Annotated in this window: 15 protein-coding genes; 8 read left to right on the forward strand and 7 right to left on the reverse strand. The window is 37.3% G+C overall.

Annotated elements, in window-relative coordinates:
• Positions 1–604 (reverse strand): LGFP repeat-containing protein (locus OQZ33_RS14480; protein WP_265799742.1); only part of this gene is annotated, 604 nt, incomplete at its 3' end.
• Positions 605–882: 278 nt separating this feature from the next.
• Between OQZ33_RS14480 and smc the strand changes: the two genes are divergently transcribed.
• Together smc and OQZ33_RS14490 are read left to right on the forward strand one after the other, a co-directional pair.
• A complete protein-coding gene (gene smc, locus OQZ33_RS14485) occupies positions 883–4422 on the forward strand; it encodes a chromosome segregation protein SMC (protein WP_265799743.1) in 3540 nt (1179 codons plus the stop codon).
• A 397-nt stretch (positions 4423–4819) separates the two neighbouring features.
• Entirely contained in the window at positions 4820–5794 is a 975-nt protein-coding gene (locus OQZ33_RS14490) for a M28 family peptidase (RefSeq protein ID WP_265799745.1), read from the forward strand.
• Here OQZ33_RS14490 and rsmG read toward each other — a convergent pair whose 3' ends face one another.
• Both rsmG and OQZ33_RS14500 read right to left on the reverse strand, forming a co-directional pair.
• A complete protein-coding gene (rsmG, locus tag OQZ33_RS14495; RefSeq protein ID WP_265799746.1) occupies positions 5795–6430 on the reverse strand; it encodes a 16S rRNA (guanine(527)-N(7))-methyltransferase RsmG in 636 nt (211 codons plus the stop codon).
• Between the two features lie 25 nt (positions 6431–6455).
• The gene (locus tag OQZ33_RS14500; RefSeq protein ID WP_265799747.1) at positions 6456–7667 is read right to left on the reverse strand and encodes a glycosyltransferase; all 1212 of its coding nucleotides are present in this window, start codon (positions 7665–7667) and stop codon (positions 6456–6458) included.
• A gap of 97 nt (positions 7668–7764) precedes the next feature.
• Between OQZ33_RS14500 and tgt the strand changes: the two genes are divergently transcribed.
• From tgt to OQZ33_RS14530, 6 genes are all read left to right on the forward strand, one after another.
• Entirely contained in the window at positions 7765–8895 is a 1131-nt protein-coding gene (tgt, locus tag OQZ33_RS14505; RefSeq protein ID WP_265799749.1) for a tRNA guanosine(34) transglycosylase Tgt, read from the forward strand.
• A 1-nt stretch (position 8896) separates the two neighbouring features.
• A complete protein-coding gene (locus OQZ33_RS14510) occupies positions 8897–10000 on the forward strand; it encodes an LptF/LptG family permease (RefSeq protein ID WP_082455102.1) in 1104 nt (367 codons plus the stop codon).
• Positions 10001–10002: 2 nt separating this feature from the next.
• Positions 10003–10881, forward strand: coding sequence for a DMT family transporter (locus tag OQZ33_RS14515; protein WP_265799750.1), 879 nt, complete (start codon positions 10003–10005; stop codon positions 10879–10881).
• Positions 10882–12158: 1277 nt separating this feature from the next.
• Positions 12159–14963, forward strand: a complete 2805-nt coding sequence (locus OQZ33_RS14520; protein WP_265799751.1) for a TolB family protein — start codon at positions 12159–12161, stop codon at positions 14961–14963.
• A 139-nt stretch (positions 14964–15102) separates the two neighbouring features.
• Positions 15103–15384 (forward strand): hypothetical protein, encoded by a 282-nt coding sequence (locus tag OQZ33_RS14525; RefSeq protein WP_265799753.1) that lies wholly within the window; start codon positions 15103–15105, stop codon positions 15382–15384.
• Positions 15385–15594: 210 nt separating this feature from the next.
• Entirely contained in the window at positions 15595–15987 is a 393-nt protein-coding gene (locus OQZ33_RS14530; protein ID WP_265799754.1) for a GxxExxY protein, read from the forward strand.
• Between the two features lie 81 nt (positions 15988–16068).
• Here OQZ33_RS14530 and OQZ33_RS14535 read toward each other — a convergent pair whose 3' ends face one another.
• From OQZ33_RS14535 to OQZ33_RS14550, 4 genes are all read right to left on the reverse strand, one after another.
• Positions 16069–16365 (reverse strand): hypothetical protein, encoded by a 297-nt coding sequence (locus tag OQZ33_RS14535; RefSeq protein ID WP_265799755.1) that lies wholly within the window; start codon positions 16363–16365, stop codon positions 16069–16071.
• An 83-nt stretch (positions 16366–16448) separates the two neighbouring features.
• Positions 16449–17168, reverse strand: a complete 720-nt coding sequence (locus OQZ33_RS14540) for a pirin family protein (RefSeq protein WP_265799756.1) — start codon at positions 17166–17168, stop codon at positions 16449–16451.
• 249 nt (positions 17169–17417) lie between these two features.
• On the reverse strand, positions 17418–18584 hold the full coding sequence (locus OQZ33_RS14545) for an O-succinylhomoserine sulfhydrylase (RefSeq protein WP_265799757.1): 1167 nt from the start codon (positions 18582–18584) through the stop codon (positions 17418–17420).
• Positions 18585–18654: 70 nt separating this feature from the next.
• Positions 18655–19074, reverse strand: coding sequence for an OsmC family protein (locus tag OQZ33_RS14550; protein WP_265799759.1), 420 nt, complete (start codon positions 19072–19074; stop codon positions 18655–18657).
• Positions 19075–19099: the final 25 nt, after the last annotated feature.

Consider the following 19099-nt stretch of genomic DNA (forward strand, 5'->3'; position numbering starts at 1 on the left):
CTGTTTCTCTCAAACAAACCAAGCCGGTATAGTGGAGCACAACATCATTTAAATCCAATGCACCGGTATCTGGCCACCAGTAAATACCGCCGCGTTGAAAGGAATTAACCCTTCCACCATCTGGAAAGTTACTTTCATCTGAGGTTGGATAACCTAAATACGATCTTTCCCAACCCAATTCTGCCCATCTCCTGCGAATGTCGCCCCAAATTGCTTGAGCTCCAGTCTGTGGCGACCATATGATGGTGGCTTGATCGCCGTTGAAGTGATTAAATCGCCCTGTTCCATCCCAGCAAGGCGATTCATCGGTATTGGGTATGCCCCAATTTACGCCACCTAAAGCAACCCACTTTTGGTAAATGGCACCATGGATTTCCAATACCGATCTAGTATTGCTATTGTAACAAACACAGGCCAATTCGCCGTACCAGGCAATCCCATCTTTCCTTAAAAGCTGACCAAGAAATTTGCTTCCACCCAGTTCATCGAAGCGCTTTTTTAACTTCGACTCAATACTTGAGATTACCGCGGTTTCTAGTTTCTTAGGAAACTTGTAACCTTTTAAAGCTTCTACAGAAACTTTTAATGATGATAAATTTGACATAACATTTATAGTTTAAATAAGAGGTAAAATAATTCTTTAACTACATCACTTAAATCGATTAAGCTGATACGAAGTTGTAAATTTAAACAGCTGTTAATCAGATAAATGAGCAAATAACGGTTACTGCCTAGCGAATTGCCAGTATCAATGAGTAAGAATTTGATATTGGTGTTAAGAATTGACTGATGTGTTGTAATTTATTTATTTCGTGGACAACAAACACTTGAAAAACCCCAAAATTTCCTTAATATTGGCTTCCGTTCTCTCGTTGAAACACCATGCAACTCACCCGATTAGAAATTAAAGGATTTAAAAGCTTTGGCGACAAGGTGACCATCAATTTTAATGAAGGTGTTACAGCAATTGTTGGCCCGAACGGTTGTGGAAAATCGAATGTAATTGATGCCATGAGATGGGTGCTTGGTGAGCAAAGTACAAAAGCCTTGCGTTCTGAGAAGATGGAAAACATCATCTTTAATGGCACAAAAAACCGTAAACAAGCCCAATTAGCAGAGGTCTCCTTAAGCTTTGATAATACCAAAAACATTCTCCCGACAGCTTACTCTCAGGTTACAGTAACCCGTAAACTCTATCGGAATGGCGATAGCGAATATCGTTTGAATGATGTTCAATGCCGTTTGAAAGACATTACCGACTTATTTCTAGACACCGGAATTGGCTCTGATAGTTACTCCATTATCGAACTTAAAATGGTCGATGAAATTATCACAAATAAAGAACATAGCCGACGATCTTTGTTTGAGGAAGCCTCAGGAATATCGAAATACAAACTCCGCAAGAAACAAACTTTCAGTAAATTAAAAGACACTGAAGCCGACCTTGAGCGTGTGGAAGATTTGCTTTTTGAAATCGAAAAAAACTTAAAAACCCTCGAAAATCAAGCTCGTAAAGCCGAACGCTACTATAAATTAAAGGAGCAATATCGTGAGTTAAGTGTTCAATTGGCCACCCATCGAATTGCCTTTTTCCGTACTGATTTAAATGCTTTGGAGAGCCAGGAGCGAAACCAGCAGGTGCTAAGAACTGAACTCAGCATTAAAATCGATACTCATGAAGCTGAACTGCAAAAGCTCAAACTGGGCAGTATAAGTCAAGAAAAAAACCTTTCCATTCAGCAAAAAGCAACTAACGAACTGGTTTCAAAAATTCGTGCTTACGAAAGCGAGAAGAAAGTAAAAAATGAACAAATGCGTTTTTTGCAAGAAAAAGAAACGCGTTTGTCGGGGGAGCTGGAGAAAGATAAAAACCAGGTTAACCACATCAAATACAATATCAAGCGTTTAAATGAAGAAGTTTTAACTGAAACAGAAGTTTTCAACAAACTAGAATCTGACTTAAAGCTTCTAAAATCTTCTCTGGATACGCTTCGCGAACAACAGCAGACAGAAAAAAACAGAGTTGATAACCTGATAAAATCCGTTAATGAATTACAAAACCAGGTTTATCAATCGCAAAAGGAGATAGACATTTTAAACATCCAAAAGGATGCTCTGGTACAGGAAACCAACAGAAATGTTGATGATACTGAAACGAAAACATCAGAACTGAAAGCTTTTGATCATGCTTTGGCTGAATTGGATATTCAGGTTACGGAAAAGCAAAGCCAGATTAAACAGCTAAAAGAGGCTGAAGAAATCTTAAAGGAAAAATTAGCTCAATCGGAAATTAACTTAAGCACTAACAAGGAAAAACTTACCGCCGAAAACCGTAAGAAAGATGCCAAGCAGAATGAATACAACCTTACAAAATCGCTTGTAGATAGCCTGGAGGGCTTTCCAGAGTCTATCCGTTTCCTAAAAAAGAATAATGCTTTTGCAAAAAGTGCTTTGCTCCTATCAGATATTTTATTCTGTAACGAGGACTACCGGATTGCAATCGAAAATTATCTGGAACCGGTAATGAACCATTATGTGGTTGATCAATATTCCGATGCCGTTCACGCAATTAACCTTTTAACGGATGCCAGTCGTGGGCGGGCGAACTTTTTCATTTTGGAAAATATCCCTAATAAAAACCCAACGTTGAATACATATGAAGGCTTAATTTCAGCCCTATCTGTTATCGAAGTAGATAAAAAGTACCAGCATCTCTGCAACTTACTTTTGCAAAATGTATATATCGCTGTTGAAGAGCAGGAAAATCTTTTCAGAACCAAATCAACCGAAACCGCAACCATTCTGGCAAAAAATGGAAAATATGCGCAGACGAAGTTCACTTTGGCAGGTGGTTCAGTAGGATTGTTTGAGGGTAAAAGAATCGGTCGTGCTAAAAACCTGGAGAATTTAGCAAAGGAAATTAAAGCCTCAGAATCGCTAATCAATCAATACAATGCGGCAATTACCGCTGAAACTGATAATATTTTTAATCTAAAAGAAGCATCAAAAGTAAACCAGATTAATGCTTTGCAACAAGAGCTGAATCGTTTCATTAACGAACAAATTTCTGTTCAAACCAGACGCGACCAGTACCAGGAATTTATTACAACCAGTGAAAATCGCAAAACCGATATCGCCCAGAAAATCGTTTCCATAGAGAAATCTCTATCGGAAAAATTGCCTGCTTTGGTTGATTTACAGAAAAAGCAGCAGCAAGACCATTTGAATCTTCAGGAACAACAAATCAATTATCAGGAGCTGGCCGACCAGGTAAATGACTCAGCTGGTAAGTATAACCAGGACAATATCCGCTTCCATCAACAACAAAACAAACTATCGAGCCTGGAGAAAGATTTAGATTATCGGTTTGTACAGGAAGAAGCATTGAATAAGCGCATTGCCCAAAATGACAAAGAACTTCAGGAAACTTTAACGCAAATTACAGCAACTTTACAACATACCGATTTGAGCGATGACACGCTTTTGGAAATGTATCAACAGCGTGAAGAAATGGAAAAAGGCCTTGCTGGTGTTGAAAAAGAGTACTTCGAAAGCAAAGGCAATATTAATGAGCTGGAGAATAACCTGACCAATATTCGCAAGAGCCGGGAGGAAACGGATTTCCTTTTAACCGAGATAAAGGATAAAAAAAATACACTTAAAATCGACCTGAACTCCCTAAAAGAGCGATTAGCAGTAGAATTCAATATCGACATTAACGATCTTCTTGATACGGAAAGCGAAGTAGAAGCATCTGAAAGTGAGTTTGAAATTCGTCAGAAAGTAGAAAAAATGAAGCGCCAACTGGATGAGTTTGGCGCCATTAACTCCATGGCGATGGAAGCCTTTAAGGAAATGGAAGAGCGGTATACCTTTATTCAAAATCAGAAAAAAGATCTCAACGCAGCGAAAACCGATCTTTTGCAAACCATAAAAGAGATTGATGATACTGCAAAAGAAAAATTTATGCAGGCTTTTACACAGGCACGGGAACATTTCATTGTGGTTTTCCGGTCTCTTTTTAACGAGGAAGACAGCTGTGATTTGATCTTATCTGATGTCAACAATCCTTTAGATGCAGATATCGACATCGTTGCGAGGCCCAAGGGTAAAAGACCGCTATCGATCAACCAGTTATCTGGAGGTGAAAAAACACTTACTGCCACTGCTTTACTGTTTTCGCTTTACCTTTTGAAACCTGCTCCATTCTGTATTTTCGATGAGGTTGATGCCCCATTGGACGATACCAACATCGATAAGTTTAACAATATTATTAGAAAATTTTCCGATCAATCACAGTTTATTATAGTATCTCATAACAAAAGAACTATTGCCAGTACCGACATTATTTATGGCGTTACGATGGTAGAACAAGGTGTTTCTAGAGTTGTAGCGGTTGATTTAAGAGAAGTTGCAGCTTAAGCTGAGAGCTTAGTGGCTAAAGCAGAATACTAATATCTAAAAATGCTTTCTAGAACATTATTAAATTGAAGACGATAATGTAACTGTTGCCATGCTGAGGAGGTAATTTATTTCACAAAAATCAATATAAATGACTTTAAGAACGGTCGCCATTGTCTGACTGCGGCAGGCAGGCAATGACGGAAAGTTAAAACCGTCAATAGTAGGCACGAAGCATCTGCAAACCACAACTCCACAACAGCATAAAAATATATTTCCATTTCAATGTCTCAATAATTAATATCTTTAAACATAATTTAATCATCACGTCATTGCGAAGCATGAAGCAATCTCCTTCTTTAATTTCTAATTAAGTTTTAGGATTGCTTCGTGCCTCGCAATGACGAAAAAAAAAAACATGAAAATCCTTTATATTATCCCCTTAGCCATGATGCTAAGTTGCTGTTCATCAGTTAAAAATCAAACTTCCGCCAGCTCAGGCAAACTAGATAACCAACTTTTAAAAGATGTGGAGGTTTTATCTTCAGACGCCTATCAGGGGAGAAAAACCGGCACAAAAGGTGCTGAAATGGCAAGAGCTTACATTATTGAGCGTTTTCAAAAACTTGGTCTAAAATCTTATCCTCAAAATGTTAACTACGCACAAGAGTTTACATTTAATGCCAGAGGTGGAGCAAAAGTAAACGGCACAAATATCATTGGCTACATTCCTGGCAAAGGAACAGATGTGATTGTAGTTTCAGCTCATTATGACCACCTGGGAGTCGTTAAGGATCAGGTATTTAATGGTGCCGATGACAATGCATCGGGTACGGCAGGCTTACTTAAAATTGCTGCCTACTTTGCTAAGAACAAGCCTAACAATACGATCATCTTCGCCTCATTTGATGCAGAAGAAATGGGTTTACAGGGCGCAAAAGCATTTGTGGCTAACCCTCCTGTAAATATCAATACCATCGCAGTAAACATAAATATGGATATGATTAGCCATAGCGACAAAGGTGAACTGTACATAGCTGGTACATTCAAATATCCGGAGTTAAAGAAATATATTGATACCAACAGAAAAGAAATCAAAGTTATTTTAGGTCATGATGACCCCAAAATGGGGCATGATGATTGGACAAACCAAAGCGACCAAGGAGCATTCAATGCTAAAAATATTCCTTTCTTATATTTTGGCGTTGAAGACCATAAAGATTATCATAAAGAAACAGATGAGTATTCTACAATCACTAAACCATTTTTTAGCGATGCCGCGAATGCTGTTCTAGAGGTTGTTAAAGTAGTAGATAAACAAACTGGTTTGCAAAAATCATTAAAAGACAAAATGAGGATGATGGATAATCCGCAGAAGGTAAATAAGTTTTAGCTACTGCGGAACGTACACCACATACTTAGTTTCAAAAAAATCTTCCTCAAAAAATTCTGAAAGCGGATATAATTCTGCTTTCAGCTTTGATTCTTTTATTTCTTCCTCTAAATCGCCACCTTTCAAATATAAAATACCATTTGGAATGGCATTAATGGCGTCTTTTTTGAATTTACCTTGAATCCAAGGATAAAATTCGCCTAAACGAGTTACTGCTCTGGAGACAACAAAGTTGAATTTTTCTTTAACCTGTTCTGCCCTTAAATGATCGGCTTTTAAATTATTCAATCCCAAAGCAGAAGCCACTTCCTTAACCACTTTTATTTTTTTTCCAATTGAATCGACCAATTGAAACTGGGTCTCTGGAAACAAAATAGCTAATGGGATGCCAGGAAAACCTCCGCCTGTACCCACATCTAAAACCGATTCTCCGGCTTTGAAAGTACATATCTTGGCTATTCCAAGCGAATGCAAAACATGGCGTTCATATAATTCTTCAATGTCTTTTCTGGAAATTACATTGATTTGAGCATTCCAAAAAACGTATAATTCAAACAGTTGCGCAAACTGATCGATTTGTTGCGCAGTTAAATCGGGAAAATATTTTAGAATGATATCAGGTTTTACATCAGCCATGGGGTAATTCTTAAAGGGTTTTCACTTACTTCCAATTCACTTTTTTCTTCCCAAATAGGGCGAGAAATCCGTTAAGGGTTAAAAAGAAAAACAAAAGTATATCTAAAATTGGGAACCACCAACGTAAATCGCCATAGTTTAAACGTTTCAGCAATTTCGGATAGACGAAACACCTGATCACGATGCTCAGCAGCAAGATTCCACCAGCAATGTACTGGGCTTCCCGGCTTAAAAACATACATCCTGAAAAGAATCCATAAAATAGAAATTGGATAATGATCTGCAGACTTAAAATGAATTTATGTTTCGGCTTATACAATTTGCCCGCACCGAAATGACGCTTTTTTTGGCGCAGATAGCCGGCCCAGGTATGGTTCGGCTCACTCCAAACATGACTTTCTTGATTCAATCTAATTTCGGTATTGTGCTTGTTGGCATGTGCGTTAACAAACAGATCATCATCACCTGAAGGTATATGCATGTGAGCGGCAAAACCTTTGTGCTTAAAAAAAAGCGATTTTTTATAGGCCATGTTTCTACCTACTCCCATGTAAGGCATCCCTTTTATAGCAAAACCCAGATAATTTACCGCTGTAAAAAAGGTTTCAAAACGAATTAAGGCATTTAATAGGCCTTTTCGCTTTAAATAAGGTGAGTAGCCCAAAACAATTTCTACATTTTCATCGCTTGGCTGTTGCATATCCATTAACCAACTATCAGTAGCAGGTGTACAATCAGCATCAGTAAAAACCAACCAATCGTATTTTGCAGCTTTAATTCCCATGGTTACAGCAAACTTTTTACCCGCCAGAAATTTATCATTATCTAAAATCTTCACCACTTTCAGATTAGCGTACTTTTTCTCCCAGGCCTCCAAAAATTCTTCTGTACCATCCCAAGAGCGGTCGTTAACCACCACAACTTCAAAATCCGGGTAATTCTGGTTGAGCACTGAAGAAAGATATTGTTCGAGATTTTTGATCTCATTTCTCGCACAGATGATTACACTTAATGGCTTCTGAGCTATTTTGGGTACTTCTTCAATACTGGTATTAGCGAGTTTCAAATGAACGAAAAGAACGTAATAAAGCTGTACCAGCAAGCAAAAAGCTAATAAAGACAGCAAAATAATTTCAAGCAGGGTTAATATCACGATGTTAAAATAAATAGGCGCAAATTTCACATTTTTAATCTGCAATACGCCTGATGTTGAAAAAAATAGGTCGCATAAACCCATAATTAAATTTAAAGGATTATTCTATCCATTAGCTTTAGGCACTAAACGCTAGAACATTACCTACAGGTGCGCTAAATTTGTTACTTTTGCAACCTATATGGAATTTACTTTACAGGCTAAAGATCCTTTATCAAAAGCCAGAGCAGGAACGGTTACAACCGCCCACGGAGAGATACAAACACCAATTTTTATGCCTGTTGGCACCGCAGGAACTGTGAAGGCTGTGCATCAACGAGAGCTAAAGGAAGATATTGAAGCTCAAATTATACTGGGAAATACCTACCATTTATATCTAAGACCAGGGTTGGATATTTTAGAAGGTGCTGGAGGTTTGCATAATTTTATAGGCTGGGATCGTCCGATTTTAACAGATAGCGGCGGTTATCAGGTATACTCGTTAAGTAAAGTTCGTAAGATAAAAGAAGAAGGCGTAACGTTTCATTCACACATTGATGGCTCAAAACATTTGTTTACACCAGAATATGCTATGGACATTCAGCGGACTATTGGCGCTGATATTATCATGGCATTCGATGAATGTACCCCATATCCCTGCGATTATACCTATGCGGCCGAATCAATTAAAATGACCCATCGCTGGTTGAAGCGATGCTGCACTCATTTTGATAATACAGACCCAAAATATGGCTTCGACCAAACGTTGTTCCCTATTGTACAAGGGTCGGTTTATAAAGATCTGCGGATAAAATCGGCAGAATTTATTGCCAGCATGAACCGTGAAGGGAACGCCATTGGCGGTTTATCTGTTGGAGAGCCTGCTGAGGAAATGTATGCCATGACGGAAGTGGTTTGCGATATATTACCTTACGAAAAACCCCGTTATTTAATGGGCGTTGGAACACCAATTAATATCCTGGAAAACATTGCGCTTGGTGTAGATATGTTCGATTGTGTAATGCCTACAAGAAATGCCCGTAACGGAATGCTTTTTACCCGAAATGGAATAATCAATATCAGAAATAAGAAGTGGGAAAATGATTTTTCTCCTTTAGATGCAGAAAGTGACTTACACGCCGACCAGGTGACCAGCAAGGCTTACCTCAGACATCTGGTTCATAGCAAAGAAATGCTTGGCGCACAAATTGCAACATTGCATAATTTACACTTCTATTTGTGGTTAGTGAAGCAAGCCCGAGAAAAAATAATTGCTGGCGAATTTTACGAATGGAAAAACAAAATGGTCAAAATTTTAGGCAATAAACTATAAAATGAGTCTAATAAAAGGGAGAATTAAAATTATCGATCAATATATTATTGGTAAATACCTGGGTACTTTCGTATATACCCTGGCTATTTTCGTGATCATTATTGTTGTTTTTGATTTATCTGAAAAGATGGATGATTTCATGAAAAGTGGGCTTAGCTTTTGGGGTGTACTCACCAAATACTACGCAGGCTCCATCCCTTTTTACGTCAACATGCTCTCCCCACTCATCAACTTTATCGCCGTAATATTTTTTACGGCGAAGATGGCTGATCAAACTGAAATTGTTCCCATTTTAAGTGGTGGTGTAAGTTTCAATAGATTCTTGTTCCCTTATTTCGTATCGGCTACCATCATATTTTCAGCAAATTTGGTCTCTAACCTTTACATTTTACCCTATACCAACACCTTAAAAAACAGCTTCGAAAATACCTTTGTAAAACGAAACGACCCTTCGACCAAATCAAATATCCATATGAAACTGGATAACAAAACTTACATTTATATTGAGAGTTTTGACAATAAAACCAACTATGGTTATCGCTTCACTCTGGATAATTTTAATGGAGATGTGATGGTAAAAAAAATCGTTGCAGATAACATCAAATGGGATTCGTTAAAGAGAAAATGGCAGTTGAGTAACTATTCTATTAGAAAAATTGATGGGCTGAAAGAAAGCATGATTTATGGAAGTGGCAAAGTAAAAGATACCATTTTAGACATGCGTCCTGATGATTTTTCTGCCTATGATAATGTGGTTCAAAATCTATCTACAAAGGAACTTTCAGAGAAGATCAGAAAGGAGAAAATTCGCGGAACTGGTATCATGAACGATCTCGAATTTGAGAAATTCAAACGCTATTTACATCCCTTATCTGCCTACATTTTAACGTTGATTGGTGTTGCTTTATCCTCCCGAAAAGTTCGCGGTGGAGTTGGAGTATCATTGGGAATAGGCATCTTTATTAGCTTTGCCTATATCGTGTTTAATCAATTCACACAAATGTTTTCTACAAAAGGTGGGTTGCCCCCATTTTTAGCAGTAATCTTACCTACAATCGTATTCGGTATGTTAGGCATTTACCTTCTCCGAAAAGCTCCAAAATAGAGATGGACATCAATAAAAAGAATTTAATTATTCTTCATTTAACGGTTTTAATTTGGGGCTTCACCGGAGTGCTGGGGAAAGTAATTTCGATAGATGCAGTACCGTTAGTTTGGTATCGTGTTTTGATTGGAACCTCAACTCTTTTCCTTTGGTTTATCGCTACTAAGAAGAATATAAAAATCACAAAACTGCAGTTTATACAGTTCTTTTTAACAGGCGGAATTGTAGCCATTCACTGGATATTTTTCTTTCATGCAATTAAGGTTTCTACCGTTTCGGTAACGCTGGTCTGCCTCTCCTCTTTTACATTATTCACAGCCATTTTAGAACCGCTGATCAAAAAACAATCCATTCAAATGGGTGATGTTCTAATCGGGTTACTAATAATTCTGGGGATTTATATGATCTTCAAATTCGAAGGACAATATACTTTGGGGATTATTTTCGGACTTTTAGCAGCAGTCGCCTCGAGTCTTTTTTCTACCATAAATTCTACGCTCGTTCAAAAAAGTGAGCCCTCCATTATTGGGTTTTATGAATTGGTTGGTGGCTTATTTTGGATTACAATATACCGCATTTATGATGGTTCGTTCCAAAATATGAGCTTTAATTTAAGTGTAAATAACTGGATTTATATTGGCATTCTTGGTACACTTTGCACCTCCGTTGCCTATGTTGCAGGCGTTTCAGTAATGAGAACTTTATCTGCTTTTCGCGTAGCGTTAGTAACCAATCTAGAACCCGTTTATGGCATCATACTCGCTTACTTTTTTTTTAAAGATAAAGAGCAAATGACTGGTGGTTTTTACATCGGAGCAATGATTATTTTAGGCGCTGTATTTCTTTATCCGGTTTATAAAAAGAGGTATAATAAAGGATAATTTAAATCTGGAATTTATACTATAATTTCCTCTTCAATTAGCTTGATCTCATGTGCGAATGAACTGCAAATTGTATGGAATTTGTTGGCAATTTTCGACAATGAAAATGAAGCAAATTAATACGATGAAACCGTATAAATTCACATCTCCATAGGACCAGAATTTGGTTAAATTCCCGACTAGACAACCAATAATTTTAACTGGAAAATTGCAAATTTTTAGTAAAACTATCGAGCATTCTAACAGCAAATTTCTCAAATAGAAACCTAAATTAATGGTATGACATTTAAATTTCGCTGTCTATTTGAGCGTTGGTGCGAGCTGAAAGTGAATATGTAATAAAATTTCCCGCTGGTGATAGAAAAATAGATCACTTATTCAAAACCGTTATAAAAAACTCATAAACAGCGAATTAACCAGAAAAAATATTTTTTTCATTATAGCTTATATTTTTTTATTTATCGACGGATATTGCAAGGAATTGCAATTTAAAGAGGCAAACCAAGCATTTTTGATACCTATATCTCACCTTAAAATATACGTTAGGGAGAAAAGTTAAATCCGAAATGCCCAAAAAAACGATCGATTTTCAAAGTATAAAAATTGTTAAATAATACTTTTTATAGATTCGAAAGAGCCTAGTACCCAAAACCTTTAAACTAAATTCTCTTAAAAAAACTTTGGAAACGAAGTTCTCTTAAAGATATCAGCCGAGACGATTTAATGACATATTGTCATCGTACTTAAAATATGGAGTGTTTAGTTTAAACGATTTAACTTTTCCTACAAGCTACAATCACCAGATGACTTTAGCGATCATGAGGCAATTATGATAACAAAAAACCAGGTCTACCACTGAAAAATTGATAGGTAAAACCAAGATCCAAAGCAAAAAAATGTCATCAAATATTTGAGAATTTACTTAAAAAACCGTGTTAATTAAGAGCAATTCAAATCGAAAATTGCGATAGAAGTCGGAAAAAATAAATTCAAATCCGTAACACCCTCCGCAGCATTGAGTAAAAAATTTAAAGGAAAATCGATTAATAAGTGTACATTAATGGCAGATTTGGAAAGATTATAAAAATTATAAAATCATCCCACTAAATCTCAATTATCGATTAAATTTTTATATAAAAAGTGGTAACATCTAAATTTACTTAATTTACATATAATTTTCAAAATCAATAACTTATATATTTTTATATCAAGAAAAAATGCACAAAAATTCAAAGTCAAAAAACAATTAAAACTAAATATTTTAGCAATCATCTCAAATGCATTCAAATAACACAAACAATATACTATTTATCAAGCATTTAACTACTATTATATTAAGCTTTGTTTCACTATCCGTTTTTGGGCAGATTTTCAGCACAGCCCAGAACCCACTTAGTGTAAGATGGAACTATATCCAGTCTGGAGGCTTCAAAATTATCTATCCTCAACAACTGGAGAAAGACGCACAAAGAATGGCAAATACACTGCCCTTCATCTACCCTAAAATCGGTTTAGGCTTGAGGCAACAAAATACTTTCATCCCGCTGCTCTTACAAAACCGCGGAACCATAGCAAATGGCTTCGTTCAGCTGGGTCCGAAGAAGTCTGAATTTTACACCACACCACCACAATATTTTGATAGTCAAGATTGGCTGAATAACCTCGCAGTCCATGAACTTCGACACATTGCTCAGTTTGACAATTTGACAGGATCACAAAGACGTCCCTTTCCAGAGCTAGTTTACTTCGCCTATTTCGGCGCCGGCTTACCAATCTGGTTTTTCGAGGGAGATGCCGTGGTGAATGAAACTGCACTCACCCAATCAGGACGAGGGCGGCAGCCCAATTGGATCATGCCTTTTCGGACATCGGCTTTAGAAGGCAAAAAATTCTCTTACAGCAAAGCTTATTTCGGATCTAACAAAGATGTAACTCCAGGCTACTATCAAACCGGATACTTAATGGTTGCCGACATGAGAGAAAGGCATGGACAGTTCATTTCCGACAGCTTAATGGGCGACATCAGAAAAAGACCATTAAGGCTTTATCCTTTTTCGCAAAGTCTGAAAAAAATCACCGGAAAAAACACAAAAAAATATTTCCTTTCCACACAAGAAAAGCTAACCGAAAATTGGAAAAAACAGGATAAAGAAACTTCAAAAGATGAGTATGAAAATTTAAATAAAGAAACGTCACTGGCAACGAACTATTTTCTTCCAGTTCGTTTAAATAAAAACCAGATTTTAGCACTAAAAGAAAGCAAGCAAGATGCCCATTATTTTGTGATCATAAATGAAGATAAAAGTGAACGAAAATTATTTGGAATTGGTTACCAGGAACAGCCCTGGTTCAGTTACAAAAATAACGTTTTGGTTTGGGATGAAATTCGCTACGACCCCAGATACAAGCAGCGAAGTTACAGTGTAATTTGCTCATACAATTTTAATACAAAAAAATTCAAAAAGCTCAGCAGTCAAAGCCGACTCTTCTCCCCTAGCCTTTCAAGTGATGGCAAAAAAATAATCGCTGCAAAAGTTGAACTCAACAATCAGTTTAACCTTGTAGAAATTGATGCCTCATCTGGTGAGATCTTGAAAACTTACCCTAACACTGAAAACGAAATTTTACAAACACCGAGCTTCGACAAAACCGGAAAGCGAATTGCCTACATCAGCGTAAGCGAGAATGGAAAAAACTTATGGCTGCTAGAGGACGAGAAAAAAACGCAACTCATTTCTAACAGCAGACAACAACTCAGTCGGCCAATTTTTATCGGTGACAAAATTGTTTTCAACGCACACTTTAATGGCATCGATAACATCTACAGTATTGGTATCAATTCTAAAAAAATAAATGCTTTGAGCAATTCAAAATATGGCGCATTTAACGCGACCGAAACTGATCATGAAAAAATCATTTTTAACGATTATAATATCAACGGTTATGAAATTGCAGAGAAAGCAATAACCGAAAATCCAGTTGGAGAAAACACCTTTGTAGATTTTTCTTCAGCAGCAGAAAAGCAAGAACGTGCGGGTAATATTTTCGAAAATATTCCCGACAGCGTTTTCCAGAGCAAGCGCTTTCGTCAGGGCTCAAACCTGTTCAGTTTTCATAGTGTAATTCCCGTAATCGACAATGAATATGTTTTCGGCCTTGAGCTGCAGTCGAACAATTTGCTTAATACGATGGACTTCTACACCGGTGCAAAATACCATCGGGACTTAAAGCGTTTTGAGTATACGGCAGATATTAGCTATAAGGCGCTTTACCCTGTTTTTAGTGTTCTATATCGCAACCGACCAAAACGAACGTTCTATCGATCTAAAAACGCGATTCAGCAAGGAAACTGGAGAGAGAACTTCATCAAACTTAACGCATCGGTACCGCTATCATTTAATGCAAGGAATCAAAACTACTCTTTCACACTCAATGCGGCAACCAGTTTTACACAGCGATACCTTGCAGAGAATATGCCGACTAATTTCATTCGAGAGCTGAAATTTCCAATGGAATATAATTTTACCTTTAACCACAGTGTGCGAACCACCGAACGAGACATTGCGCCAAGATGGGCACAGATTTTAAGGGCAACTTATAACCACCAACCATTTGATAAAAATTTAACTGGCGAAATCCTTGCACTGGAAAGTTTCTTGTACTTCCCAGGCCTAGCGAAAAACCATTCTTTCCTGGCAAGTTTCAACTACCAAAAAGCAAGCGGTGCCAATCAGTATGCTACAGAAATTGCAACGGTTTACGGCTACAACAATATCCTCGCGAAAAGCAAATTGCAAAACAGCTTGCTTCTCAATTATCGTTTTCCATTTGCTTTTCCAGATTGGGAGCTGAGCTCTTTAGCCTATGTGCGAAATTTTAGAGCGGGTTTGTTTTGTCATTATGAAAACATTGGTGTAGACAGCAACATTGGCCAACCTAAAACCTATGGTGTAGAACTAAACAGTAGTTTAAATCTTTTAAGATATCAACCCGTTGTTGATGTTGGGGTGAGATTGGTTTTCGTTAACAAAATTTACAACCAAAACCCGATATTAGAATTTTCTTTCAATTATTCATTTTAAGTAAAGCAAAACATTTTCTTGTTAAGATTTTTCTTTCATCAGAATCAAAAAAAAGAGTATTTTCACCATACTTGAACAAAGAAGCAAACCAATAATACAATTTGTTGTTTATCAATCAGTTTTAACAAATACCAGACTTATGAGTGGAAAAACCATATTCATCATCATCCTTACGGCATTACTAACTGCTTTCTTATTCCTAAACAGTGATGAAGTAGCATTCAATTTCATTATTGTGGATGGTGTTTTTGTTTCTAAACTGATCGTGATCGGAGTTTGTGTAGTGATTGGTTTTATTATCGGCTTCGTCGCAGGCCGACCTAGAAAAACGGTGAGTAGTTACGATAATGAAATTGAGAAAAATCAGCCAGTAAGCAACAAAAAGGAATTAAGTGATGAGGACAGGGATTATATCAGTTAAAAGCAGAAGTTACCAAGATTTCAAGGATTGAATGATTTTAGGATTTGCAATGCTAGATCAATTTAATTGAAAGGATCAGAACTAAACTATTTTACTAGTTCTAGGTTTGTTAGGTTTGAAAATAATTTGCCGAGGAATTGTAATGGATTAAAAATTTGATGAATATTAGATCATCCCTATTTCTAGAAAGTAAAATTTAATTCTACCAAAATGAAATATGGCGATTTAACGGGAAAAATCATCGGCTGTGCTATGAAAGTACATGGCACTTTGGGTTCGGGCTTTCAGGAAGTGATTTATCAACGAGCACTCTCTATAGAATTGCAAAAACAAAATTTAAGTTTTAGCAGAGAAATGGAAATGACCATCTTTTACGATAACATTCAGATTGGTATAAGAAGAGTAGACTTTTTTGTTGAAGATACGATCATGCTTGAACTCAAAGCAGTATCTGAATTAACTGATGCACACTTAAATCAAGCCATAAATTACTTAGAGGCTTACAATCTTCCTGTTGGTTTGCTTATAAATTTTGGTAGCAAGAGCTTGATTTTTAAAAGAGTGTATAACACCAATCATCCTGAAAACAAAAGACCAGTTTAATGAGATAAAGGCCCTTAGGATTTGACCTCGGAAACCAAATTCTTGAAATCCTTTAATCTTAAAAATCCTAGTCAAAGACTATTAGCCTAGCGCAATCATAATTTCGCCATAAAGCAATCCACTTCCGCCACCGTAATGCTGAACAATCTTCACATTAGGTTTGAGCTCTTGTATACGCTTTCTAAGCACCTGTTCACACTCAAGATCAATTCCGTTACCTAAAAGCACCAAATCAATATCCTGCGTTTCTAAAACAGACATGGCTTCCTGGTCTGTACAAACACAAATGCCTTTCCATTCAGGTCGGGCGTTAAGCAACCTGTTCATTACAATAGTAATTTCTGTGTCTCGACCGATATAAAGTATAGTAGTTTGCATCATATTTTCGTTAAATTTAAACGTAAAAAGTTGCGAGTAAGAGCTTTAGCCCTATCACTCGCAACTTTTAACACGTAACTGAATTATAATTCCATCGGAACATCCATTAATAACACTTCTGCGTCTGCAGAGTTTGCTTTGAAGCTGATGCTGTCCGTATCCCAAATCCCTAAACCATCTCTTTTGTTTAATGTTTGGCCGTTAATGGTAACTTCTCCATTAATCACAAAAGCGTACACACCGTTTCCAGCTTTTTTGATTTTGTATTCGGTTTCGAAGCCTTCATCAAATTTACCCAATGAGAACCAGGCATCTTGATGAATCCAAACTCCAGCATCATCTTGGTTTGGTGATAAAATCTGCTGAAAATTGTTGTGACGAGCTTCAACATCTAAAGTCTGCTGGTCGTAACGTGGCGTAACATTTTTCTTGTTAGGAAACAGCCAAATTTGTAATAAATTTAACTGTTCGTCTGCCAAAGCGTTAAATTCACTATGGCTAACCCCGGTTCCGGCGCTCATTACCTGAATTTCTCCGCTTTTAATTACTGCCGAATTTCCCATGCTATCCTTGTGTGCAATGGCACCGGCCAATGGAATCGTAATGATTTCCATATTATCGTGTGGGTGAGTTCCAAATCCCATTCCACCATCAATCAAGTCATCATTTAAAACCCGCAAAACTCCAAAGTGCATTCTTTCAGGATTGTAGTAGTTAGCAAAACTGAATGAGTGGTGAGCATTTAACCAACCATGATTTGCATGGCCTCTGGTGTTTTCTTTGTGCAAAATAAACTGTGACATAAATTTCCTTTCTTGTTTATGATACAAATTTACTACAGGTTCGAAACCTGTGCATTGATGTAGGGTAAGAAAGTTTGGGGTTTTGAGTGTCAAGCTAGCGGTTCGAAGTTAGCAGTCCTCCATATAGCTTTGTTGAAATTGATCACCGATAAGAACATGCAAGCTATCAAAACAAATGGGGCTATCGCAACCGACGCCCCACTGCACTTATTTTTCTAAAAATTGTAATTCGTAAATCTAAAATCGTAATTACGAAAGTGCCTCTTCAATATCTGCTAAAATATCATCAACATGCTCCAAACCGATTGACAAACGGATAGAGCCTTGCTCAATACCCACAATATTGCGTTCCTCTTCGGTAAGTTTGCTGTGCGTACTTGTTGCCGGGTGCGTAGCGATTGAACGTGTATCGGCCAAATTTGCAGAGATGGAGAACATTTTCAGGCCATCCATAAATTTGCGGGCGCCTTCAACGCCACCTTCAACCACAATAGTTACGATACCACCACCCTGCTTCATCTGCTTTTTAGCTATTTCATACTGAGGGTGAGAAGGAAGAAACGGATATTTAACTAATTTAATTTTTGGATGTTTTTCCAAATACTCAGCCACTTTTAAAGCACTCTCGCAGTGGCGGTCCATGCGAACAGCCAGCGTTTCTAAACTTTTAGATAAAATCCAGGCGTTAAATGGCGACAAAGCCGGGCCACTATGACGGGCAAATGCAACAACTTCAGTAATTAATTCCTTCGTACCTAAAACAATTCCGCCCAGCACTCTTCCTTGTCCATCGATGTATTTAGTAGCCGAGTGGATAGAAAGGTGCGCACCTAATTTGATCGGCTGCTGCAAATATGGCGTTGCAAAGCAATTATCAACTACTAAAAGCTGATGATGTTTTTTGGCTAAATCGCCAAGGAAAGCTAAATCGATAATATCAATACCGGGATTTGATGGCGTTTCAACGAAAATCATTTTGGTATTCGGCTTAATCAAAGCTTCCCAATCTTCAGGCTTATCCAAATCGGCATAATCAAAAGTTACACCCCATTTAGAGAAAACATTGGTAAGTAGCTGATGTGTTGATCCAAAAACTGAGCGACTGGAAACGATATGGTCGCCGGCTTTTAAGAAGGCACCAAATGTGGTGAAAATAGCAGCCATACCCGTTGCAGTAGCAAAACCATCTTCAGCACCTTCTAACAAACACATCTTCTCTATAAACTCTGAGGTGTTTGGATTTGAATAACGGCTATACACATTGCCCTCTTTCTCGTTTGCAAATAAAGCCCGCATTTCTTCAGCATCATCAAACTTATAACTCGAAGTGAGATAAATTGGTGCAGAGTGTTCTTTGTGCGAACTGCGTTCGGTTTGAGTGCGTATAGCTATGGTTTCAAAATTTTCGGATTTCATTTTGTTTTGTGATATGAGTATTGAGATTGGTGATACGAGATTCCAGACCTTAAGCCATAAACCTTTTACCTTAAACCTTATTTATGTTGTATGTAAAATTAATTTTTGCGGAGCGACCTAAAATGTTCGATACGGAACAATATTTATCGAACGTCATAGCCAAAGCCCTTTCCACTTTTGCCGGATTTAAATCGCCTGATAAATCGAAGTGAATTTCAATTTCGTCGAAAATAGGCGGCATCTCTTCATCTTTTCTGGTGGCATTGATGGCGATTTTAATATCTTCAAGTGGTTCTTTCTGTTTGGTTAACACATTTACCATGTCTATTCCACTACAACCACCAAGTCCAACCAAAAGCATTTCCATAGGTCTAAAACCTTTGCCTTCACCACCAATAGCAACTTTCGCATCTAATTCGACGGTAAAACCGCTTTCATTTACTGCTTCGAAATTAAATTTTCCGCTTTTGCGGATCAGATTTATATTCATTTTGTAGTATCGAGTATTTAGTTTC

This window comes from Pedobacter sp. MC2016-05 (genome assembly GCF_026239735.1).
Taxonomy (GTDB): domain Bacteria; phylum Bacteroidota; class Bacteroidia; order Sphingobacteriales; family Sphingobacteriaceae; genus Pedobacter.

Bases quoted from the DNA above. Each gene is read 5' to 3' on its own strand.
- smc (WP_265799743.1), top strand. From the start codon at position 883: ATGCAACTCACCCGATTAGAAATTAAAGGATTTAAAAGCTTTGGCGAC.
- OQZ33_RS14490 (WP_265799745.1), top strand. From the start codon at position 4,820: ATGAAAATCCTTTATATTATCCCCTTAGCCATGATGCTAAGTTGCTGT.
- rsmG (WP_265799746.1), bottom strand. From the start codon at position 6,430: ATGGCTGATGTAAAACCTGATATCATTCTAAAATATTTTCCCGATTTA.
- OQZ33_RS14500 (WP_265799747.1), bottom strand. From the start codon at position 7,667: ATGGGTTTATGCGACCTATTTTTTTCAACATCAGGCGTATTGCAGATT.
- tgt (WP_265799749.1), top strand. From the start codon at position 7,765: ATGGAATTTACTTTACAGGCTAAAGATCCTTTATCAAAAGCCAGAGCA.
- OQZ33_RS14510 (WP_082455102.1), top strand. From the start codon at position 8,897: ATGAGTCTAATAAAAGGGAGAATTAAAATTATCGATCAATATATTATT.
- OQZ33_RS14515 (WP_265799750.1), top strand. From the start codon at position 10,003: ATGGACATCAATAAAAAGAATTTAATTATTCTTCATTTAACGGTTTTA.
- OQZ33_RS14520 (WP_265799751.1), top strand. From the start codon at position 12,159: ATGCATTCAAATAACACAAACAATATACTATTTATCAAGCATTTAACT.
- OQZ33_RS14525 (WP_265799753.1), top strand. From the start codon at position 15,103: ATGAGTGGAAAAACCATATTCATCATCATCCTTACGGCATTACTAACT.
- OQZ33_RS14530 (WP_265799754.1), top strand. From the start codon at position 15,595: ATGAAATATGGCGATTTAACGGGAAAAATCATCGGCTGTGCTATGAAA.
- OQZ33_RS14535 (WP_265799755.1), bottom strand. From the start codon at position 16,365: ATGCAAACTACTATACTTTATATCGGTCGAGACACAGAAATTACTATT.
- OQZ33_RS14540 (WP_265799756.1), bottom strand. From the start codon at position 17,168: ATGTCACAGTTTATTTTGCACAAAGAAAACACCAGAGGCCATGCAAAT.
- OQZ33_RS14545 (WP_265799757.1), bottom strand. From the start codon at position 18,584: ATGAAATCCGAAAATTTTGAAACCATAGCTATACGCACTCAAACCGAA.
- OQZ33_RS14550 (WP_265799759.1), bottom strand. From the start codon at position 19,074: ATGAATATAAATCTGATCCGCAAAAGCGGAAAATTTAATTTCGAAGCA.